The sequence below is a fragment of the Streptacidiphilus sp. EB103A genome, from assembly GCF_041261405.1.
Classification (GTDB): domain Bacteria; phylum Actinomycetota; class Actinomycetes; order Streptomycetales; family Streptomycetaceae; genus Streptacidiphilus.
Genome location: NZ_JBGCAQ010000013.1, coordinates 14,841 through 35,324, shown reverse-complemented (window position 1 = coordinate 35,324; position 20,484 = coordinate 14,841). Strand labels below are relative to the sequence as shown.

The window sequence follows — 20,484 nt, the reverse complement described above, 5'->3', positions numbered from 1 at the left end:
AGGAAACAAGCAGATGAGTGCCTCCGCCGCGCAGTCCGCAGCCAATGACCCGTCATCGTCCGAGGACGCGCTCGCACGCGTCCTGGTCGTCGACGACGAGCCCGCGCTGCGCGACGCCCTGGAGAGCAGCCTTGCCTTCGAGGGCTACGAGGTGACCACCGCCTCGGACGGCCTGGAGGCGCTGGACGCCATCGCCGAGAAGTCGCCCGACCTGGTGCTGCTGGACATCATGATGCCGCGGATGGACGGTCTCACGACCGTCCGTCGGCTGCGGTCCCGCGGGGACACCGTCCCGGTGCTGATGCTGACGGCGCGGGACGCCGTGGGCGACCGGGTCACCGGGCTGGACGTGGGTGCCGACGACTACCTGGCCAAGCCGTTCGAACTGGACGAGCTGCTGGCCAGGGTTCGGGCACTGCTGCGGCGCAACTCCATCGCCCAGGCGGCGGGGGTCGGCGGCGCGGCCGAGGACGAGGTCCTCGCCTTCGAGGACCTGAAGATGAACACCACCACCCGCGAGGTGACCCGTGCGGGCCAGCCGGTGGAGCTGACCCGCACCGAGTACATGCTGCTGGAGATGTTCCTGGCGCACCCGCGCCAGGTGCTGACCCGCGAGCAGATCCTGAAGGCCGTCTGGGGCTTCGACTTCGAACCGTCGTCGAACTCCCTGGACGTGTACGTGATGTACCTCCGCCGCAAGACCGAGGCCGGCGGCATGCCCCGCCTGGTCCACACGGTCCGCGGCGTCGGGTACGCGCTCCGCGCGGGCAGCGGGACGTGAGCGAGACCACGGCTGTCGCCGAGGGGCCCGCTGCGGAGCGGCCCAAGCGGCGGTTCGGCGGCTGGTTCAGCCGGATGTCACTGCGCGGACGGCTGTCGCTGCTGACGGCTGCCGCCGTGGCGGTGGCGATCGCGGCGTCGGCGTTCTCCTGCTACTTCATCGTCCGCGGGCAGCTCTACGACCAGGTGCACCAGAATCTCGCATCAGTGCGGGTGGGCTCCGAGGTCTTCGTGCACAACTCGTACTGCGCGACCTCAGCCACCTCCGCGGCGGCCAAGTCGGTAGCCGCGACCAATTCCAATACGAGTGGCCAGCCGAACCCGCCCAACCGCTGGGACATGCAACTAGTCCTGACCAGCGGTGACAGCGCCGGCCAGGTGTGCGTTCTCGCGCAGAGCACACGGGGGATCAACACCGTCGCCTCGGACGCCTCGGTGGCAGATGGGGACACGCTGTTCCGGTCCGGCAGCTATACGGATGGTGTTCCCGCCGAAGTCAAGGTCACCGGTGGTTCGGGCGCCTATGTCCTCACCGCCGTACCGCTGACCCAGGTGCAGGACTCCCTGCAGAGACTGCTGATCATCCTCGCCTGTGTCGCAGCCGGCGGAATCCTCGGCGCTGCGGGCATCGGCCTGTGGGTGGCGCGGGCGGCGCTCAAGCCGGTGGACAGGCTGACCGCAGCCGTGGAGCACATCGCGCGGACCGAGGAGCTGGGGACGACCATCGCCGTCTCCGGGAAGGACGAGATCGCCCGACTGAGCGAGTCGTTCAACTCCATGAGCGTGGCCCTGGCCAGCTCCCGGGACCGGCAGTCGCAGCTGATCGCGGATGCCGGGCACGAGCTGCGCACCCCGCTGACCTCGCTGCGCACGAACGTGGACCTCCTGGTGCGCAGTGAGGAGACCGGGCGCGCATTGCCGGAGGCGACCCGGAACCGGATGCTCGGCAATATGAAGGCGCAGATGGTGGAGCTGTCCACGCTCATCGTGGACCTGCTGGAACTGTCGCGACCCTCCCGCCCGAAGGGCTCCAAGCCGCTGGAGGTGCTGCCGTTGCACGACATCGCCGCCCGCGCGCTGGACCGGGCCCGGCTCCGCGGTCCCGGGCTGGTCTTCAACGTCGAGCTGCGGCCCTGGTACGTGCGCGCCGACGCGCACTCGATGGAGCGCGCGGTGATCAACCTGCTGGACAACGCGGTGAAGTTCAGCCCGCCCGGCGGCAGCATCGACGTCCAGCTCCGCTTCGGCACCCTCACGGTGCGGGACCACGGCCCCGGCATCCCCGCCGAGGACCTGCCGCACGTCTTCGACCGTTTCTGGCGCTCGCCCTCCGCACGGCAGATGCCCGGTTCGGGCCTCGGCCTGGCCATCGTCGCCCAGACCATCAGAGACGCCGGCGGCGAGGTCTCACTCGCCGCAGCCGCGCCCGGCCCCGACGGCTCGACCGGCGGCGCCCTGGCCACGGTGCAGCTGCCGGGCGCCCCGACGCCCCCTCCGCCGACCCCGCCCCAGGTGGGCATCGACCATCAGCTTGAGCCGCACACCCCAGTCTGAGCAGCGCCCCCACTGTCGGCGGAACGAGGTCAACCGACCTTGCGCAGCTCACCGTCCTGACCGACCCCCGCGCCCGTCCGGCGATCCACTCGCACAAGTGATCCGGCTCGAACTCCCGCTCGCCTAGGTCCGATATGTGAGACGATCTGTCCCAACAAATGGATAGTCCGCCATGATGACCCCGCAGGCACAAGCGACTGCGGGGAGGCACAGCCATGGGGATCACCGACGCCAAAGCCCGGACGGCGGCGGCAGCGACTGCTGGGGGCGGCAAGCGGCGGTGGCTGATGCTGGCGCTCGGTACTGCTGCGCAGACGAGCTCGTTCGCGTTCGTCTACGGGCTTCCCTATCTGATCCCGGTGCTCCGCGGCAGCGAGCGGTTGAGCCTCTCCCAGGCCGGGCTGCTGGTGGCCTGCCCGACCGTCGGGCTGCTGCTGGCGCTGTACGCCTGGGGTGCGGCCGCCGACCGGTACGGCGAGCGGGTGGTGCTGGCGTCCGGGCTGGGGCTGGCGACGCTGGCGCTGAGCGGGGCCCTGTTCGTACATGGGCTGGTGCTGCTCGGGCTGATGTTCGCGCTGGCGGGTGCGGCCGGGGCGTCGGTCTCGGCGGCCAGCGGGCGGGTGGTGCTGGGCTGGTTCCCGCCGGAGCAGCGCGGACTGGCGATGGGCATCCGGCAGACCTCCACACCCCTCGGGATGCTGGTCGCGGCCGTCTCGATGCCGCCGCTGGCGGCCGCGTACGGGCTGCGCGGGGCGCTGCTCTTCGTCACCCTGCTGAGCGGCGTGATGACCGTGCTGGTGGCCCTGCTGGTGGTGGATCCGCCGCGGCCGCCGAAGGCAGCCCCCGGCGGCGCCCGTCCGGTCTCGCCCTACCACGGCTCGCGGACGCTGTGGCGGATCCACGGAGCCAGCGCGCTGATGGTCTGGCCGCAGTTCACGGTGGGCGCTTTCGGGCTGGTCTTCCTGACCGACGTCCGACACTGGTCACCGGTCGCGGCCGGTCAGCTGATGGCCTGCGGCCAGGCCCTGGCCGCCTGCTGCCGGATCGGCGCCGGTCGCTGGTCCGACGCGGTCGGCAGCCGGCTGCGGCCGATGCGGGTGCTGGCCGCAGCCGTGGGCGCGGCGTCGCTGCTGCTGGCCGCCTGCGCGCAGTGGTGGCCCTCGGCTGCGTCCGTGGTGCTGCTGGTGCTGCTGTGCGGGCTCTCCGCGAGCACCAACGGACTGTCGTTCACCTCGGTGGCGGAGCTGGCCGGTCCCCGGTGGGCCGGCCGCGCCCTGGGCGTCCAGAACATCGGCCAGAACCTGACCGCCTCACTGGCCCCGCCGGCGGTGGGCGCGCTGATCAGCGCCTCGGGCTACGGCGCCGCCTTCGCCTGCGCAGCCGTCTGTGGGCTGGCCGCGATCGCCGTGGTGCCGGTGCGGGCGGTGGACGGCGCGGCTTAGAGTCACTGAATGGACGCGGTTGAGGTTGTCGAGACGGTGAACGGGTCGGAGCTGGCGGCGATACAGCGGCTGCTGGCGGCGGCGGGGGAGAGCGACGGACGGGCGGCCGTCTCGGAGCAGGGGCGGCTGGCGCTGCGCGGCCCCAGGCCCGGGGTGCGGCATCTGCTGCAGCGGGACGGCGGCGCCGGGCTGGTCGGGTATGCGCAGGTGGACGCCGCCGGCACCGCCGAGCTGGCGGTGGACCCGGCACAGCGCCGCCAGGGGCACGGACGGGCCCTCGCGCAGGCCGCCGTCGAGGCCGGAGCCAGCGCGGCGTGGGCGCACGGCGGCCACCCGGGGGCCCGGCGGCTGGCCGAGGAGCTGGGCTTCCAGCTGGTACGGGAGCTGCGGCAGATGCGCCGCCCGCTGCCCGTCGAGGACGACGCGGAAGCGGAGATCACCTTTCCCCCGGGCGTCGAGCTGCGCACCTTCCGTCCGGGCCAGGACGACGCGGCCTGGCTCGCGCTCAACGCCGCCGCCTTCGCCCACCACCCCGAGCAGGGCGGCTGGACCGCCCGCGACCTGGCCGACCGGCTCGCCGAGCCCTGGTTCGACCCGTCCGGGTTCTTCCTGGCCACTCGCGGTGACGAGTTGGTCGGGTTCCACTGGACCAAGGTGGAAGGAGACCTCGGAGAGGTCTACGTCGTCGGGGTCAGTCCGTCCGAGCAGGGAAACGGCCTCGGCCGGGCGCTGACCTCGGTGGGGCTGCGCTACCTGGGCCGCGACCGCGGCCTCGGCACGGTGCTGCTCTACGTGGACGCCGATAACCCGGCCGCCGTCCGGGTATACGAGAGACTGGGCTTCACGGTGTACGAGGTGGACCTGATGTACCGACTGAACAGCGACTGAGCCGTCCCGCGCTGAGGCGTCCGCGTCAGCTTTCCTTCAGGCCATCCGCTATTCACCTTCAGTTCAGACGCCGTTGCAAAGATCACGAAATGCAAGCCGCAGGGGCAACGACGATGCCGGACACCCTGCAGGAGGAGCTGCTCACCATGACCGCCGCCCGACCTGCCGCCACACCGGCCACTACTCCTGCGACCTCCACCGCCACCGCTCTGCCCACCGCCGCACCGACCACCACGCCCGCCTCCGGCGGGCCGGGCGTCGCGACGCTGCTCCCGGACAGCCGGGCGCTCGCCGAGTTCGCGGAGTTCGACGACGAGCTGCCCGCCAACCGCTTCCTGGACCGCGAGCGCAGCTGGCTCGCCTTCAACGAGCGGGTCCTGGAACTCGCCGAGGACCCGGAGACCCCGCTGCTGGAGCGGGTCAAGTTCCTGGCGATCTTCGGCAGCAACCTGGACGAGTTCTTCATGGTCCGCGTCGCCGGCCTGAAGCGCCGGATCGCCACCGGCGTCGCCACCCGTTCGGCCGCGGGCCTCCAGCCGCGTGAGGTGCTGGAGAAGATATGGGGCCGCTCCCGCGAGCTGATGGCCCGGCACGCCGCCTGCTTCCAGCAGGACCTGCTGCCCGAGCTGGCCGCCGAAGGCATCGAACTGGTGCGCTGGAGCGATCTGACCGACAAGGAGCAGGGCCGCCTGCTGATCCTGTTCCGGCAGCAGATCTTCCCGGTGCTCACCCCGCTCGCGGTCGACCCTGCGCACCCCTTCCCCTACATCTCCGGCCTCTCGCTCAACCTGGCCGTGGTGGTCCGCAACCCGATCAGCGGCCACAAGCACTTCGCCAGGGTCAAGGTCCCGCAGTCGCTGCACCGCTTCCTGGAGGCCTCGCCGCAGCGCTACGTCCCGCTGGAGGACGTGATGGGCGCCTACCTCGAGGAGCTGTTCCCCGGCATGGAGGTGCTGGAGCACCACGCCTTCCGGGTGACCCGCAACGAGGACCTGGAGGTGGAGGAGGACGACACCGAGAACATCCTCAAGGCCCTGGAGAAGGAGCTGATGCGGCGCCGCTTCGGGCCGCCGGTGCGGCTGGAGGTCGAGGAGTCCATCGACCCCTACGTGCTGGACCTGCTGGTCCGGGAGCTGAACATCTCCGAGTCCGAGGTGTACCCGCTGCCCGGACCGCTGGACCTGACCGGCCTCTTCGCCATCGCCGGCCTGGACCGGCCCGAGCTGAAGTACCCGGCCTTCATCGCGAGCACGGCGCGCGGCCTGTCCGACGTCGAGTCGGCGTCCCAGCCGGACATCTTCGCCGCCGTGCGCGAGCGCGACGTGCTGCTGCACCACCCGTACGACAGCTTCTCGACCTCGGTGCAGGCCTTCCTGGAGCAGGCCGCCAACGACGACAACGTCCTGGCGATCAAGCAGACCCTCTACCGGACCTCCGGCGACTCCCCGATCGTGGACGCCCTTATCGACGCCGCCGAGTCCGGCAAGCAGGTGCTGGTCCTGGTGGAGATCAAGGCCCGCTTCGACGAGCAGGCCAACATCAAGTGGGCCCGCAAGCTGGAGGAGGCCGGCTGCCATGTGGTCTACGGCCTGATCGGGCTGAAGACGCACAGCAAGCTGTCGCTGGTGGTCCGCCAGGAGGGCGACACGCTGCGCCGCTACGCGCACGTCGGCACCGGGAACTACCACCCCAAGACCGCCCGCATGTACGAGGACCTGGGCGTGCTCACCGCCGACCAGCAGGTCGGCGCCGACCTCTCGGACCTGTTCAACCGGCTCTCCGGCTACTCCCGCCGGGAGTCCTACCGCCGGCTGCTGGTCGCCCCGCGCTCGCTGCGGCAGGGCCTGGTCTCGCGGATCCACGACGAGATCACCCACCACCGGGCCGGCCGGCCGGCCCGGATCCAGATCAAGGTCAACTCCATCGTGGACGAGGCCGTCATCGACGCCCTCTACCGCGCCTCGCAGGCCGGCGTCCCGGTCGACGTGTGGGTGCGCGGGATCTGCGCGATCCGGCCCGGCGTGCCCGGGCTGTCGGAGAACATCCGGGTCCGCAGCATCCTCGGCCGCTTCCTGGAGCACTCCCGGGTGTTCGTCTTCGGCAACGGCGGCGACCCCGAGGTGTGGATCGGCAGCGCCGACATGATGCACCGCAACCTGGACCGCCGGATCGAGGCGCTGCTGCGGGTCACCGACCCGGGCCACCGCAGCGAACTGGCCGGGCTGCTGGAACTGGGCACCGCCGACGACACCTCGTCCTGGCACCTGGGCCCCGACGGCGCCTGGACCAGGCACTCCCACGACGCCGAGGGCAGACCCCTGCGCAACGTCCAGGAGTTGCTCATCGAATCCCGGCGGCGCAAGCGCAGCACCGGTGGCTGGGGCCAGAGTGGCTCGACGGCCTGACACAGCGGGGCACCCCGACGGGGCACCCGGGGACCGCAACGACGACGACGGGGACTTACGCACCATGACCGACGCAACCCCGGCCGCTGAGGCCCCGTCGGCTGCCACGAACGTGTCGCACCAGGCCCGCCCGCATCCGGGCGGCCCGTCCGGCCGGCTCTCGGCGCTGCTGGACGAGGGCTCCGCCGCCGAACTCCTGGCGGTCAACCTCGCGGCGCAGGCCGGGGACTTCCTGCGCGGGCTGCCCGCGGTGGACCTGAACACGCTGCGCCGGGTCGGCGCGCTGCTGCGCACCTTCGAGTCGCTGCTGGACCCGGGCTGGTCCCGCGAACTGCGCGAGGAGCTGTCCCGGTTGGGCGCCCTGCTCGGCCAGGAACGGGCCTACGGACGCAGGCTGACCCGGCTGCTGGCCGGTCTCGACTCGCTGACCAGCACCGATCCCCGCGCCGGCGCCGCGACCGCCCCGGCGGTGCTCGCAGCCGGCCCGTCCACCGCCGGCCCTGTCCCGCGTCCGCGCGAGGCCGAGGGCCTGCTGGCCCGGCACCCCGGCGCGCCCAAGGCCCGGGCGCTGCTGGAGCGCCAGCTCACCCTGGGCCGCTCCCGGGCCCACACCGCGGCCCTGCAGGAGCTGGGCTCGGCGCGCTTCCACGCGCTGGCCGACCGGATGACGCTGCTCGTCTCGGACCTGCCGCTGCGGGCCGGCGCCGACGACACCCCGTCCGAGTCCCTGCTCGCCTGCGCCGCCGCGGAGGCAGCGGCGCTGGCCGCGGCCGCCGAGGCGCTGCCGCTGGAACGCACCGCCGTCGCCTACAACGGGGACTGCCTGCACGACCCCGGCGACGACCAGCCCTGGCACCAGGTGCACGGAATGGTGCGGCGCACCCAGTACGCACTGGAGCTGTGCGCGCCGCTGATGGGCCGGCAGGCCGGCCCCCCGCTGGCGGCGCTCACCGAGCTGGGCCGGATACTCGGCCGGCACCGCGATGCCGCGGAGGCCGCGGAGGCCGCCGCGCTGGCGGCGCTGACGCCACGGATAACCCCCGCCACCGGCTACGTCCTCGGCGTGGTCCATGCTGATCAACGACTGGAGGTGGAAGCCGCGCGCCACGCCTTCAGCACGACCTGGCCCGACCTCTACCGTTCCGGATGGCTGACCGAAGCATGGCTGACGACTCGCTGACCCAGGTTCTTCTCGGCAAGGAACAGCCGATCCGCGCAGCGGGGGTGGTGCTGTGGCGCCCAGGACCGTGTGACCGGGACCTGGAGATCGCGCTGGTGCACCGGCCGAAGTGGTTCGACTGGACCTTCCCGAAGGGGAAGCTGGAGCCCGGAGAGCGTTCGAAGGACGCCGCGCGGCGGGAGGCGCTGGAGGAGACCGGCATCCGGGTGCAGCTCTGCTTCCGGCTGCCGACCCGGCACTACACCGTCAGGGGCAGGCGGAAGCGGGTGCGCTACTGGGCCGCGGTCCGGGTCAGCGGGGCGTTCACGCCCAACCGCGAGGTGGACCGGCTGGTGTGGCTGCCGGCCGCGGAGGCCCGCAAGCGGCTGAGCTACGAGCACGACCGCGAGCTGGTCGACGCCCTGCTGGAGGAGTTGCTCGGCGAGGACTTCTGATTCCTCGTCAGGTTTACCCCGTCGTGCTGTCACCGTGGCGAAACCGTTACTACCGCACTGCGTATCCCGGCGTCCGTCCGAGGTTCACCTTCCGTTCATTTGCGCTGGCCTGGCGCTTCACCTCCCCCGCCTAACGTCCTGGTTATCGGAGGTCGCAAGGCCCCGGACACCACCGAAGCCCCAGGTCAGAGACTGCCGAAACGGCGGATCCCAGCCTGCGGCCCCCAGAAAGGGACACCAAGTGAAGCTCCAGCGGAACGGCCGCACCAAGGCCCTCGCCATCGGCGCCGTGGCGGTCGTCAGCTCGCTGACGCTCGCGGCGTGCGGCTCCGACAACAACAACGCCAGCAGCAGCACCAGCAGCGCGGCTGCCACCGCCGCCGCGGGCTCCAGCAGCGCGGCCGGCGAGTCCGCCTGCGGCAGCGGCCAGCTGCTGGGCGCCGGCTCCACCGCACAGGCCAACGCCGTGACCCAGTGGGTCAAGGACTTCCAGGCCAAGTGCCCCGGTGTGACCGTCAACTACAACCCCACCGGCTCGGGCGCGGGCATCACCAGCTTCGAGTCCGGCAAGGTCGCCTTCGCCGGCTCCGACGCCGCCCTGAAGGCCACGGACGTCGCCGCTGCCGCTGCCTCCTGCCCCGGCGGCACCGCGATCGACCTGCCCATGGTCGGCGGCCCCATCGCGATCGGCTACAACGTCCCCGGCGTGACCGGCCTGATCCTGGACGCCTCCACGCTGGCGAAGATCTTCAACGGCAAGATCACCAACTGGAACGACGCGGCCATCAAGGCGCTCAACCCCACCGCCACGCTGCCGAACCTGCCGATCCAGACCTTCCACCGCACGGACGGCTCGGGCACCACCGCCAACTTCACCGCCTACCTGGCGGCCACCGCGGCCACTGACTTCCCCTACAAGGCCGCCAAGCTGTGGCCGGCCAAGTCGGGCCAGTCCGCCACCGGCTCCTCGGGCCTCGCCGCCCAGGTGAAGTCGGTCAAGGGCGCGATCTCCTACTTCGAGCTCTCCTACGCCACCGCGGGCAACATCAGCACCGCGAAGATCGCGACCGGCGCCTCCGCCCCGGTCGAGGCCACCGCCGCCAACGCCTCCACCGCGGTCGCGGACGCCACCACCGTCGGCACCGGCGCGGACCTGGCGCAGAAGCTCAACTACGCCACCAAGGCCGAGGGCGCCTACCCGATCACCCTGCTGACCTACGAGATCGTCTGCGACAAGGGCAACAAGGCCGCCACCCTGCCGGCCCTGAAGGCCTTCCTGAACTACACCGTCAGCGCCGCCGGCCAGAGCTCGATCTCCTCGCTCGGCTACTTCCCGCTGCCGGCCGCGCTCCAGGCCAAGGTCGCCGCCGAGATCGCCGCGCTCTCCTAGTCCCACCCGGTAGCCCGCAGCACCACAGCCGGCGTCGGCCGGTCCTGTCCCTCGGGGGGAGACAGGACCGGCCGGCGCCACCGGGCACCGCCCCGCACCACTCGGCACCGCCCCGCACCACCTCACCGCAGTTCCGACCGACCGTCAGTCCGGTGCACCGCCGCCAGGCGACGTCCCCAGGGCGCCGCCACCCAGACCGGAGAAGTCATGGACACACCCGACACGGCGCCTCCTCAGGACGTGCCACCCAACGAAGACCTCCTCGCCGCCAGCCCCACCGGGCCGCCGCGGGGTTCCCGCATGTCCGACGCCGTGCCCGCGCTCGCGGGCAGCAGCCGGGGGAAGGGCAAGGCCCGCATAGGCGACCGGCTCTTCGCCGGCTCCTCCCGCGGCTCCGGCATCGTGCTGCTGGTGGTGATGGCCGCCATCGCGGTCTTCCTCACCATCCGCTCGGTCAACGCGATCAGCCACGACCAGGGCAACTTCCTCACCACCTTCGAGTGGAACACCCAGGAGGGAGCGCCGCTCTCCTTCGGGATCGCCGTTCTGGCCTTCGGCACGGTCGTCAGCGCGATCATCGCCATGATCATCGCGGTGCCGGTGGCGATCGGGGTGGCCCTGTTCATCTCGCACTACGCCCCGCGCCGGATGGCGCAGGCCCTCGGCTATGTGATCGACCTGCTCGCCGCCGTGCCCAGCATCGTCTACGGCCTCTGGGGCGCGCTGTTCCTGGTCCCGCACATGCTCGGCGTCAACGCCTGGCTGAACCAGTACTTCGGCTGGACCTACATCTTCGGCCAGTCCCAGCCCGGCGCCCAGCCGCGCAGCCTGTTCAGCGTGGGCGTGCTGCTGGCCATCATGATCCTGCCGATCATCACCGCGGTCAGCCGGGAGATCTTCCTGCAGGTGCCCCGGATGTACGAGGAGGCGGCCCTGGCGCTGGGCGCCACCCGCTGGGAGGTCATCCGCACCTCGGTGCTCCCCTTCGCCCGCTCCGGCATCATCAGCGCCTCGATGCTGGGCCTCGGCCGCGCTCTCGGCGAGACGATGGCCGTGGCCACCGTGCTCTCCCCCAGCCTGCTGCTCAGCCTGCACCTGACCGACCCGGGCGGCAGCACCATCGCCCAGAACATCGCCACCCAGTTCGGCGAGTCCCAGGGCGTCGGACGTGACGCGCTGATCGCCTCCGGTCTGGTCCTGTTCCTCATCACCCTGCTGGTCAACGGTGGTGCTCGCCTGATCATCGCCCGTCGCAAGGAATACTCGGGGGCGAACGCCTGATGAGCACCATCACCACCTCCTCGCGCCGCTCCCCGCTGAACGGTTCGCTGAAGGAACGCCGCCTCCCCCGCTGGGCCCCGGCCGCGACCGTCGTCGGCGCCGTCGCCCTCGCCGTCGGCCTGGGCACCGGCTTCGGCATCACCAGCAAGCTGCAGTGGGCCCTGATGGCCGCGATCTTCTTCGTGGCCGGCCAGTACCTGCTGGCCCGTCAGGTCGAGGGCCCGCGCCAGGCGAAGAACGGACTGGTCAGCAGCCTGGTCTGGGTGGCCTTCCTGCTCGCCCTGCTGCCGCTGTTCGGCCTGCTCTACTACACGATCAACAAGGGCGCCGGGGTCATCAACGGCACCTTCCTGACCCACTCGATGAACCTGATCTCGCCCAACCAGGTCGGCGGCGGGCTCTATCACGCGCTCATCGCCACCCTGGAGCAGGTCGGCATCGCCACCCTGGTCTCCGCCCCGCTCGGCATCCTGACCGCCGTCTACCTGGTCGAGTACGGCACCGGCGGCGCGCTGGCCAAGGCTGTCAGCTTCTTCGTCGACGTGATGACCGGTGTCCCCTCGATCGTCGCCGGCCTGTTCATCCTGACCTTCTGGATCGTGATCCTCAATCAGCAGTACACCGGCTTCGCCGGCAGCCTCGCGCTGATGATCCTGATGCTTCCGGTCGTGGTCCGCTCCACCGAGGAGATGCTCAAGCTCGTCCCCAACGAGCTGCGCGAGGCCAGTCTCGCCCTGGGCGTGCCCAAGTGGCTGACCATCCTCCGGATCGTGCTCCCCACCGCCATCGGCGGAATCACCACCGGTGTCATGCTGGCCATCGCCCGCATCATCGGCGAGACCGCACCCATCCTGATGCTGGTCTTCGGCACTGATGTGATCAACACCAATCCCTTCAAGGACCCGCAGTCCTCACTGCCGCTGTATGTGTACCAGCAGTACTCCGCAGGGACCGACGCCTCGCAGGCGCGGGCCTGGGGTGGTGCGCTGGTGCTGATCGCGCTGGTCATGCTGCTCAACCTGGTCGCCCGCGGGATCGCCCGCTGGAAGGCCCCGAAGGCTTCGCGCTGACGCGCGTCGGCTGGTCACGTCACACCACGGACTCATCGAACGGACACCACACATCATGGCCAAGCGCATCGACGTCAGCGGGCTCAACGCCTACTACAGCAACTTCCGAGCGGTCGAGGACATCTCCATGACCGTCGAACCCCGCTCCGTGACGGCCTTCATCGGCCCGTCCGGCTGCGGCAAGTCCACCTTCCTGCGGACCCTGAACCGGATGCACGAGGTCGTGCCCGGGGCCAGGGTCGAGGGCAAGGTCATGCTCGACAACGAGGACCTCTACGGCAACGGGATCGACCCGGTCGCCGTCCGCCGCACCGTGGGCATGGTCTTCCAGCGCCCCAACCCCTTCCCCACCATGTCCATCAAGGAGAACGTGGCGGCGGGCCTCAAGCTCAACGGGGTGCGCAACAAGAAGATCATCGACGAGGCGGTGGAGCGGTCGCTCAAGGGCGCCAACCTCTGGAACGAGGTCAAGGACCGCCTCGACCGTCCCGGCGCCGGCCTCTCCGGCGGCCAGCAGCAGCGCCTCTGCATCGCCCGCGCCATCGCGGTCGAGCCCCAGGTCCTGCTCATGGACGAGCCCTGCTCCGCCCTGGACCCGATCTCCACCCTCGCCATCGAGGACCTGATCGGGGAGCTCAAGGAGCAGTTCACCATCGTCATCGTCACCCACAACATGCAGCAGGCGGCCCGAGTGAGCGACCGTACCGCGTTCTTCAATCTCTCGGCCGTGGGTCAGCCGGGGCGGCTGATCGAGATCGACGCGACGGAGAAGATCTTCTCCAACCCGTCGGTCCAGGCCACCGAGGACTACATCTCCGGGCGGTTCGGCTGACCCGCCGTTCGGGGTTCTCGCGCAGTTCCCCGCGCCCCTGGTAGGTGCCTGGCGGATCTCTGCGCACATGTACTACTCCGTGGCGCTGCTAGGCGGTGCCGCCACGGAGTACTGGAAGGGCCCGCTCACTTATGAGCGGGCCCTTCACCATTGGCTTTTGTTTTTAGGGGCGCGGGGAACTGCGCGAACCTCCGCCCCCGCCGACCCGTCACCCGATAATCCACCAGCTCACCCAGAACACAACCGCAGCAACGATCCCCGCAGCCGGCATCGTCAGGAACCACCCGATCACAATGTTCTTCGCCACGCCCCAGCGAACAGCCCGCACGCGCTTGGTCGCACCGACACCCATGATCGCGGAGGTGATGATGTGGGTCGTGGAGACCGGCACCTTGTAGGCGTAGGCCGTGACATACAGGATCGTCGCGCCGACCGACTCCGCGGCGAACCCCTGCGGGGGGTCCAGCTCGATGATCTTCCGGCCCAGGGTGCGCATGATGCGCCACCCCCCGGCCCAGGTCCCCAGCGACAGCGCCAACGCGGTGCTGGCCTTCACCCAGATCGGGATGCCGGTGCCGGAGTAGTGGTTGGAGATGGTCAGCGCCATCACCACGATGCCCATGGTCTTCTGCGAGTCCTGCAGGCCGTGGCCGAGGGCCATCGCCGCCGCCGAGACGGTCTGCGCCATCCGGAAGTTGCGCTTGGCCCGGTGCGGGTTGGCGCGACGGAAGATCCACATGATGGCGAGCATCACCAGGAAGCCGAGGATCAGGCCGACGACCGGTGAGGTGATCATCGGGATGATCACCTTCTCCCACACCCCGGTCCAGTACACGTCGGTGCCGCCGACGATCGCCGCACCCACCATCCCGCCGAACAGGGCATGCGTGGAGGAGGACGGCAGGCCGAAGTACCAGGTGACCAGGTTCCAGGTGATCGCGCCGATCAGCGCGGCCCAGAGGATGACCATCCCCTTGGTGCCGTGCGGCGTCTCGATGATGCCCTTGCTGACGGTCTGTGCGACACCCACACCGAGGAAGGCGCCGGCCAGGTTCATCACCGCGGCCATCATCAGCGCGACCTTGGGCGTCAGCGCCCTGGTCGACACCGAGGTGGCGATGGCATTGGCCGAGTCGTGGAATCCGTTGGTGTAGGCGAAGCCGAACGCCACGCCCACGACAAGGATCAGTCCGAGCATGCTCAAGGGGTCAGGACTCCTTGACCGCGATGGTCTCCACCGTGTTCGCCACATGCTCGAACGCGTCGGCGGCCTCCTCGAGGACGTCCACGATCTGCTTGAGCTTCAGCACCTCGATGGCCTCGTAGCTGCCGCCGAACAGATGGGCGAGCAGCTTGCGGTGGATCTGGTCCGCCTGGTTCTCCAGCCGGTTGACCTCGATCCAGTACTCGGCGAGGTTGTCCATGGTGCGCAGGCCGGGCATCGCCGCGGCGGTCAGGTCGGCGGCCCGGGCCAGCACCTCGATCTGCTGCTCGACGCCCTTGGGGAGGGCCTCGATCTCATAGAGGACGACCAGGTCGACCGCTTCCTCCATGTAGTCCATGACGTCGTCCAGCGACGAGGCCAGGTTGTAGATGTCCTCACGGTCGAACGGGGTGATGAAGGAGGAGTTCAACTGATGGAAGATCGCATGCGTGGTGTCGTCGCCCGCGTGTTCCGCGGCGCGCATCCGTTCGGCGAGTTCCGGCCGCGCTGAGACGTCCGCGCCGAGGAGTTCCAGCAGGAGCTTCGAGCCAGTGACAAGGTTGTCCGCCGATGCGGCGAACATGTCATAGAAGCTCGTCTCCCGGGGGGTCAGACGAATACGCACAGAGGTCTCCGAAGTACAGGGTGCGGTCGATGCGATGCTAGGCGCTGCGTGGGCTCCGCCTTTCCACTGGGGTAGTAGCAGTCCACTTGGGTAGCAGCCGCCGGCACCCGTGCCTGGGTTCATCCTCGCCTACAAAACAGCAGAACACCGCGCAGGGGCTGTGCACCATCAGTGTGACGGACGGTCGGCCGGAAAGCTGCCCCCCGATGTCGGTACCTTCACACCGCCTTCACCAATGCCCGCACCTCACCGGCGCGCCATACGATGGAGCGGTGGCGGAAAACACAGCGGCAGCGGTAACACCGACGGCGATCAAGGAGTCCCCGCACGGTCCCCACGGGTACAGCCCGCAACGGGACGCGCACATCAAGCGGCTCCGCCGGATCGAGGGTCAGATCCGGGGGCTCCAGCGCATGGTGGAGGAGGACGTCTACTGCATCGACATCCTGACCCAGGTGTCGGCCGGCACCAAGGCGCTCCAGTCCTTCGCACTGAGCCTGCTGGAGGAACACCTGCGGCACTGCGTTGCGGAAGCCGTCACCAACGGCGAACCCGAGGGCGAGGACAAAGTCGCCGAGGCGACGGCAGCCATCGCCCGCCTGCTGCGGAGCTAGGACCGGACCGTGGGGTGTCAGCGCTGGCTGGAAGGATAGGGGCGCCACGTGTCGGTCTGCAGTACCAGCTCGCCGACGTCGTCGCTCACGCCGAGTGCGATCGGTTTCCCGAAGGCGCCCTTGTCCGTCTCCTCGTACACCGGGGTGGTCTGGCTGTAGTCGAGTTCCAGCAGGTGCCAGCTGCCGCCGCGCGGATCCACGATCAGGTAGCGCGGGATGCGCGCCTCCTCATAGGCGCTGCGCTTCATCAGGAAGTCGTCCTTCCAGGCGTCCCTGCCTCCTGGGACGACCTCGACCACGACCTGGACGATCTGAGCGGGCCAGTCCCGGGCAGTCATCGGGATGTCCTCGCTCCGAGCGATCACCACATCGGCACGTGGCCTGGAATCCGCGTGCAGTTCGATGCCGCGCTCCTGCCAGGCCTCCAACGCACGACCGTCGGGGATCTGCCGAGTGATGTTGCGAGCGATGGCGTCGTGGAGGGTTGTCGGATTGGCCTGCATGATGATCCTGCCGCCGACGTACTCTGCGCGGAAGCCGTCCGGCGGCTCGAAACTCTCCCAGAGGTCGGACATGGTCGTCATACGGTCCACGATACGACTCCAGTGAGCTCGGGCCCCGACGACGGACGAAGCTAGGGCGCGCCCTCGCGCTGGGCCGGAACACGGGGTGGGTAGCGTTCCGGATCGTCGTCGGGGTGATCGGTGGAACGGGTTGCGGCCACTCGGAGGACCTGGTCGATGCGGTCCGGTGAGAGGCGGTCGAACGGGGTGGCCGCGGCGGCGATGATCAACTCGCCGTACAGCTCAATCTCCGCGAGGGCCACCGGGTCGTGCGCAGCCACACGAACCACCTCCTCGTCAGGGAACGGAGTAGTCGACCCTCCGACCAGAGTAGGGAGCGCGCGGGGGGCGCGCATGGCACATCTGGGTCATTTCCCTGCCCCCCGTTTGGCACAAGCGCACTACCGGAGCCGCTTATGCCCGAGGCATCCCGTTGCGTCACTTCGAGGACTGGGCCCCGTAGATGTCCTTGGAGGTCGGCAGCGAGACGCTGACCGGCACGCCGAAGCCCGAGAACGCGGAGTCCGACACCACCTGGACCTGGTCCTTCGCCGCGGCCGAGCCGGCGACCTGGCTGAAGGTGAAGTTCTCGGTGACCCGGTGGATCCGGCCGTGCGCGTCCAGCCAGACCTCGTAGGGAACCTGCTTGACCGTGAACGTCCTCGCGCCGAGGGCGAGACCGACCCCGGCGCCGCCGCCGGTGGCGGAGGACGCCTTGGCCAGGTCGAGCGTGCCCTTGTAGTGCTTGAGCAGGACGCCGCCGACCGTGCTGGAGTCGACCAGCTGGGCGGTCTGCGCGCCGCGCAGGGCATTGGCGGCGCTGGCGGGGTCCGTCGCCCCGCTGCTCACCAGGTTGCCGTCGGCCAGCTGCTCGACGTTGACCTCCACCCACTTGCCCGCCGGGACCTTCGCCCCGCTGTTCTGCATGTAGACGATGCCGGGGCTGACCACCTCAACCAGCCTGCCGGTGGTGCTGCCGCCGGGCGGGACGGTGACCTCCATCCGGCCCAGCCGGGTGCTGTAGTTGTAGACGCCCGTCCCGTGCAGGGTGACCCTCTTGGTGGGCGAGGCGGTCTGCAGCGTGGTCGTGTCCTGCACCGAGCCGGTGCGGCCGGTGATGTCGGCGGCGTTGCGCACCGCGGTCAGCGGGTCCGCGGCGAGGGTGTCGGCGGCGCCCGCCCTCGCGGCGGCCGCGGCCGCGTCCGAGCTGCTGCCGCCCCCGGCACTGGAGCAACCCGACAGCACTCCCGCCAGCAGGCCGGTCATGGCGGCGGCGACCGATACGGCGCCTGCGGCGCGAAGGCCCTGTCGGTTGACCACGGAGCACACCCATCCCTCGTACAACACCTGCGACAGTCACACACCCGAATCCGGGCTCCCCAGCACCAACGAGAAAAGGTGCCGGAGGTTACGGCTCCCCGGGGGAGGCACGTCGGGAACCCGGCGGGCTACCGTGATCCATGTGCACAGCGACCAGCCGGATCCCGCGTCTCCGATACCCGGGGCTGCTCCGGCGGCCCTGACCCACCGGACGACCGTCGACGAGAAGGGCTCCTTCGCGACGGCACGCTGCAGCTGCGGTTGGATTTCCTCGGCCCGGCGCTCGCGGGACAAGGCCCGCAAGGACGCCGCGAAGCACGAGGCGCAGCAGTAGGAGCGCAGAACCGGGCGAACCGGCAGGTACGGTTCCGACGTCACTGCGGTCGAGACGTACGGCTGCTGCTCCGAGAAGAGGTCCGGCATGGGCGAAACGATCACTTCCAGGCGGACCGTGCTGCGGGCCGGGGCGGTGGCCGGGGCGGCCGCGGCTGCGGGGGTGGCCGGTCTGACCGCGTGTTCGAAGGGTGGCGGCACGAGCGGGAGTGCGACCGTCGTCGGCTCGGGGTCGACCACGGGCACGGGCACCGCTCTGTCGAGCACTTCCTCCGCCTCGGCGGACGGCGCCGCCACCACGCCGGCGAAGGCCGCGGACTGGACCGCGCTGGCCAAGGATCTCGACGGACTGCTGATCCGGCCCGGCGACAGCCGCTACGACTCGGCCCGGCGGCTGTTCCAGCCGCAGTACGACTCGCTGCAGCCGAGCGGTGTCGCCTATGTCGCCGGAGCGCACGACGTGGCGACCTGCCTCGCCTTCGCCCGGAAGCACGGCGTCCCGGTGGCGGCGCGCAGCGGCGGGCACAGCTACGGCGGCTGGTCCTCCGGGAGCGGCCTGGTCCTGGACGTCGGCAAGCTGAACTCGGTCACCGCCTCCGGCGGCAGCGCCACGGTGGGGGCCGGCGCGCGGCTCATCGACGTCTACGCCGGCCTGGCCGGACGGGGCGTCACCATCCCGGCCGGGTCCTGTCCGACGGTCGGCGTCACCGGTCTCGCGCTCGGCGGCGGGGTCGGGGTCACCGGCCGCGCGTACGGCCTGACCTGCGACAACATCAGCAGCGCTGAGGTGGTGACGGCCGACGGGAAGATCCGTACGGCCAGCGCCGCCAGCGATCCCGAGCTCTTCTGGGCGCTGCGCGGCGGGGGCGGCGGCAACTTCGGCGTGGTCACCTCGCTGTCGTTCCGCACCCACCCGGCGGCGGAGTGCGCCTACGGCTTCCTCTCCTGGCCGTGGTCCAAGGCGGCCGCGGTGGTGCGGGCCTGGCAGGCCTGGGCGCCGAGCGCGCCGGACGCCCTGTGGGCCGATCTGCACCTGCTGGTGTGGGCGGACGGACGGACCCAGCTCGGCACCACCGTCAACTACCTGGGCCCGCAGAGCGAACTGTCGAACCTGGTCGACCAGCTGGCCGTCGCACCGTCCTCGGTCTCCCTGCACACCCGCTCCTATCTGCAGACGATGCAGGTGATGGGCGGGGTGTCGGGCTGGTCGCAGGCCGCCTCGCACCTCCCCGGCAGCCTGCCCGGACAGAACCCCTCGGGCCGGGTCACCCGTGAGTCCTACGGCGCCAAGTCGGACGTGTTCACCAATCCGCTCAGCGAGGCCGGGGCCGAGGCGCTGGTCGCGGCGATCACCCGCTACCCGCGCACCGGCCCTGCGGGCGGCAGCGCGGGGGTGGCCTTCGACGCGCTGGGCGGCGCCATCAACCGCGTCGGCGCCTCCGACACCGCCTTCGTCCACCGCAATGGCCTGTTCCTGGCCCAGTACACCGCCAACTACCCGAGTGGAGTGACGGGCGGCAGCGGGGCCGACCGCTCCTGGGCGTGGCTGAACGGGGTCTGGTCGGCGATGCGCCCGTACGCGAGCGGGCAGGCCTACCAGAACTACATCGACCCGCGGCTGTCCGGCTGGGAGCAGGCGTACTACGGCGCCAACGCGGCCCGGCTGCGGACGGTGAAGCGGGCGTACGACCCGGGCGGGATGTTCCGCTTCCCGCAGTCGGTGCCGCTGGGGTGAGGGGTACGGCGTGAGCCGTTACGCGGCGAGTTCGTCCGGGGTGTCGGGGTTGTCCGGAGTCCCCGGGAGGGACCTGGCCGGCTGGGCGGCCACCCGGGTGCGGCGGACCCGGCGCGGCGACTGGACCAGGGCGGCCAGCGAGGTGCGGGTCACCGCGTGCACGAACGGGGCCAGCACCGCCATGGCGATGGGGGCCAGCAGCAGCGTCGTGGCCGTGCCGAGGGCGAAGCCACCGATGACGTCGGTGGGGTAGTGGACGCCCATGAAGACCCGCAGCAGGCCCTCGAACCCGGCCAGGCCGAGGGCGATCAGCCCGAACCTGCGGTCGACCAGCAGCAGCCCGACCGCGAGCGCCATGGTGAAGGTGGCGTGGTCGCTGGCGAAGGAGCCATTGGCCTGATGGTTCATCAGCAGGTCCAGCTGCCCGGGATGCGAGACGAACGGCCGGGGCCGCTCCACCATTGCGCGCACCGGGACGTTGAGGATCAGCGCCACTCCGGCCGCCAGTCCGGCCCAGAGCACCCCGGCCACCGACTCGGCCGCGTCGGGCCGGCGCCGAGCCCAGAGCCAGGCGCCGAGCAGCGCCAGGAGCGAGGCCAGCGGCACCCCGTACTCCCCGAGGAATCCGAGCGCGCTGTCGACCGCGTGCGGCAGGTCGCGGGCCAGCCCGTTGACCGAGGAGGTCAGCGACCAGTCGATGTCCCCGCTCTCACCGTCGGACAGCAGCATCAACGTCGCCACGCCAGACCTCCGCGATCTCTTCGCCCGACTCGTCCTGCTTCGACGGTGAGGAATCCCGACCGCCGGAGCCCCGGAACGGCAAGGTCAAGTGTC

General features: G+C 70.6%; 20 protein-coding genes. 14 read left to right on the top strand and 6 right to left on the bottom strand.

What is annotated here, in order from left to right:
• Window positions 1-13: 13 nt before the first annotated feature.
• The 11 genes from ABH941_RS21685 (at window position 14) to pstB (ending at window position 13,256) form a co-directional block, all read left to right on the top strand.
• Entirely contained in the window at window positions 14-781 is a 768-nt protein-coding gene (locus tag ABH941_RS21685) for a response regulator transcription factor (protein ID WP_134002080.1), read from the top strand.
• Window positions 778-2,334, top strand: coding sequence for an ATP-binding protein (locus ABH941_RS21680; RefSeq protein WP_370131066.1), 1,557 nt, complete (start codon window positions 778-780; stop codon window positions 2,332-2,334). The genes ABH941_RS21685 and ABH941_RS21680 overlap by 4 nt, the downstream gene beginning before the upstream one ends.
• 215 nt (window positions 2,335-2,549) lie before the next feature.
• Window positions 2,550-3,776, top strand: a complete 1,227-nt coding sequence (locus ABH941_RS21675; protein ID WP_370131065.1) for an MFS transporter — start codon at window positions 2,550-2,552, stop codon at window positions 3,774-3,776.
• 9 nt (window positions 3,777-3,785) lie between these two features.
• The gene (gene mshD, locus ABH941_RS21670) at window positions 3,786-4,664 is read left to right on the top strand and encodes a mycothiol synthase (RefSeq protein WP_370131064.1); all 879 of its coding nucleotides are present in this window, start codon (window positions 3,786-3,788) and stop codon (window positions 4,662-4,664) included.
• A gap of 113 nt (window positions 4,665-4,777) precedes the next feature.
• On the top strand, window positions 4,778-7,069 hold the full coding sequence (locus ABH941_RS21665; RefSeq protein WP_370131062.1) for an RNA degradosome polyphosphate kinase: 2,292 nt from the start codon (window positions 4,778-4,780) through the stop codon (window positions 7,067-7,069).
• A gap of 64 nt (window positions 7,070-7,133) precedes the next feature.
• The gene (locus tag ABH941_RS21660; RefSeq protein ID WP_370131061.1) at window positions 7,134-8,249 is read left to right on the top strand and encodes a CHAD domain-containing protein; all 1,116 of its coding nucleotides are present in this window, start codon (window positions 7,134-7,136) and stop codon (window positions 8,247-8,249) included.
• Window positions 8,216-8,683, top strand: coding sequence for an NUDIX hydrolase (locus tag ABH941_RS21655; RefSeq protein WP_370131060.1), 468 nt, complete (start codon window positions 8,216-8,218; stop codon window positions 8,681-8,683). The genes ABH941_RS21660 and ABH941_RS21655 overlap by 34 nt, the downstream gene beginning before the upstream one ends.
• 241 nt (window positions 8,684-8,924) lie before the next feature.
• Window positions 8,925-10,073 (top strand): phosphate ABC transporter substrate-binding protein PstS, encoded by a 1,149-nt coding sequence (pstS, locus tag ABH941_RS21650; protein WP_370131059.1) that lies wholly within the window; start codon window positions 8,925-8,927, stop codon window positions 10,071-10,073.
• A gap of 300 nt (window positions 10,074-10,373) precedes the next feature.
• Complete coding sequence (gene pstC / locus ABH941_RS21645; RefSeq protein ID WP_370131058.1) at window positions 10,374-11,354, top strand: phosphate ABC transporter permease subunit PstC; 981 nt, start codon at window positions 10,374-10,376, stop codon at window positions 11,352-11,354.
• On the top strand, window positions 11,354-12,424 hold the full coding sequence (gene pstA / locus ABH941_RS21640) for a phosphate ABC transporter permease PstA (protein WP_370131057.1): 1,071 nt from the start codon (window positions 11,354-11,356) through the stop codon (window positions 12,422-12,424). The genes pstC and pstA overlap by 1 nt, the downstream gene beginning before the upstream one ends.
• A 55-nt stretch (window positions 12,425-12,479) precedes the next feature.
• Complete coding sequence (gene pstB, locus ABH941_RS21635; protein WP_370131056.1) at window positions 12,480-13,256, top strand: phosphate ABC transporter ATP-binding protein PstB; 777 nt, start codon at window positions 12,480-12,482, stop codon at window positions 13,254-13,256.
• A 208-nt stretch (window positions 13,257-13,464) separates the two neighbouring features.
• Here pstB and ABH941_RS21630 read toward each other — a convergent pair whose 3' ends face one another.
• Complete coding sequence (locus ABH941_RS21630; RefSeq protein WP_370131280.1) at window positions 13,465-14,454, bottom strand: anion permease; 990 nt, start codon at window positions 14,452-14,454, stop codon at window positions 13,465-13,467.
• Between the two features lie 10 nt (window positions 14,455-14,464).
• Window positions 14,465-15,085, bottom strand: coding sequence for a DUF47 domain-containing protein (locus ABH941_RS21625; protein ID WP_134002099.1), 621 nt, complete (start codon window positions 15,083-15,085; stop codon window positions 14,465-14,467).
• Window positions 15,086-15,357: 272 nt separating this feature from the next.
• Here ABH941_RS21625 and ABH941_RS21620 point away from each other — a divergent pair, with 272 nt between their 5' ends.
• Window positions 15,358-15,699 carry a metal-sensitive transcriptional regulator gene (locus tag ABH941_RS21620; RefSeq protein WP_370131055.1) on the top strand — a complete coding sequence of 114 codons (342 nt, stop codon included), beginning with the start codon at window positions 15,358-15,360 and terminating at the stop codon, window positions 15,697-15,699.
• Between the two features lie 17 nt (window positions 15,700-15,716).
• Here the strand turns inward: ABH941_RS21620 and ABH941_RS21615 are convergent, their stop codons facing one another.
• The 3 genes from ABH941_RS21615 to ABH941_RS21605 form a co-directional block, all read right to left on the bottom strand.
• Complete coding sequence (locus ABH941_RS21615; RefSeq protein WP_370131054.1) at window positions 15,717-16,283, bottom strand: Uma2 family endonuclease; 567 nt, start codon at window positions 16,281-16,283, stop codon at window positions 15,717-15,719.
• Between the two features lie 50 nt (window positions 16,284-16,333).
• The gene (locus ABH941_RS21610) at window positions 16,334-16,543 is read right to left on the bottom strand and encodes a hypothetical protein (RefSeq protein ID WP_370131053.1); all 210 of its coding nucleotides are present in this window, start codon (window positions 16,541-16,543) and stop codon (window positions 16,334-16,336) included.
• Window positions 16,544-16,700: 157 nt separating this feature from the next.
• Window positions 16,701-17,582, bottom strand: a complete 882-nt coding sequence (locus ABH941_RS21605) for a hypothetical protein (protein WP_370131052.1) — start codon at window positions 17,580-17,582, stop codon at window positions 16,701-16,703.
• A 142-nt stretch (window positions 17,583-17,724) separates the two neighbouring features.
• Between ABH941_RS21605 and ABH941_RS21600 the strand changes: the two genes are divergently transcribed.
• Window positions 17,725-17,916 carry a hypothetical protein gene (locus tag ABH941_RS21600; RefSeq protein ID WP_370131291.1) on the top strand — a complete coding sequence of 64 codons (192 nt, stop codon included), beginning with the start codon at window positions 17,725-17,727 and terminating at the stop codon, window positions 17,914-17,916.
• Window positions 17,917-18,003: 87 nt separating this feature from the next.
• Window positions 18,004-19,650 carry an FAD-binding oxidoreductase gene (locus tag ABH941_RS21595; RefSeq protein ID WP_370131051.1) on the top strand — a complete coding sequence of 549 codons (1,647 nt, stop codon included), beginning with the start codon at window positions 18,004-18,006 and terminating at the stop codon, window positions 19,648-19,650.
• Between the two features lie 18 nt (window positions 19,651-19,668).
• On the opposite strand, the gene ABH941_RS21590 is transcribed toward ABH941_RS21595, so the two are convergent.
• Window positions 19,669-20,391, bottom strand: coding sequence for a phosphatase PAP2 family protein (locus tag ABH941_RS21590; RefSeq protein ID WP_370131050.1), 723 nt, complete (start codon window positions 20,389-20,391; stop codon window positions 19,669-19,671).
• Window positions 20,392-20,484 lie beyond the last annotated feature (93 nt).

What these genes read in the sequence shown, in the direction of transcription:
- ABH941_RS21685 (WP_134002080.1), top strand. Translation starts at nt 14, where the DNA reads ATGAGTGCCTCCGCCGCGCAGTCCGCAGCCAATGACCCGTCATCGTCC.
- ABH941_RS21655 (WP_370131060.1), top strand. Translation starts at nt 8,216, where the DNA reads ATGGCTGACCGAAGCATGGCTGACGACTCGCTGACCCAGGTTCTTCTC.
- pstA (WP_370131057.1), top strand. Translation starts at nt 11,354, where the DNA reads ATGAGCACCATCACCACCTCCTCGCGCCGCTCCCCGCTGAACGGTTCG.
- ABH941_RS21665 (WP_370131062.1), top strand. Translation starts at nt 4,778, where the DNA reads ATGCCGGACACCCTGCAGGAGGAGCTGCTCACCATGACCGCCGCCCGA.
- ABH941_RS21615 (WP_370131054.1), bottom strand. Translation starts at nt 16,283, where the DNA reads ATGACGACCATGTCCGACCTCTGGGAGAGTTTCGAGCCGCCGGACGGC.
- ABH941_RS21630 (WP_370131280.1), bottom strand. Translation starts at nt 14,454, where the DNA reads ATGCTCGGACTGATCCTTGTCGTGGGCGTGGCGTTCGGCTTCGCCTAC.
- ABH941_RS21660 (WP_370131061.1), top strand. Translation starts at nt 7,134, where the DNA reads ATGACCGACGCAACCCCGGCCGCTGAGGCCCCGTCGGCTGCCACGAAC.
- ABH941_RS21595 (WP_370131051.1), top strand. Translation starts at nt 18,004, where the DNA reads ATGGGCGAAACGATCACTTCCAGGCGGACCGTGCTGCGGGCCGGGGCG.
- mshD (WP_370131064.1), top strand. Translation starts at nt 3,786, where the DNA reads ATGGACGCGGTTGAGGTTGTCGAGACGGTGAACGGGTCGGAGCTGGCG.
- ABH941_RS21675 (WP_370131065.1), top strand. Translation starts at nt 2,550, where the DNA reads ATGGGGATCACCGACGCCAAAGCCCGGACGGCGGCGGCAGCGACTGCT.
- pstC (WP_370131058.1), top strand. Translation starts at nt 10,374, where the DNA reads ATGTCCGACGCCGTGCCCGCGCTCGCGGGCAGCAGCCGGGGGAAGGGC.
- pstB (WP_370131056.1), top strand. Translation starts at nt 12,480, where the DNA reads ATGGCCAAGCGCATCGACGTCAGCGGGCTCAACGCCTACTACAGCAAC.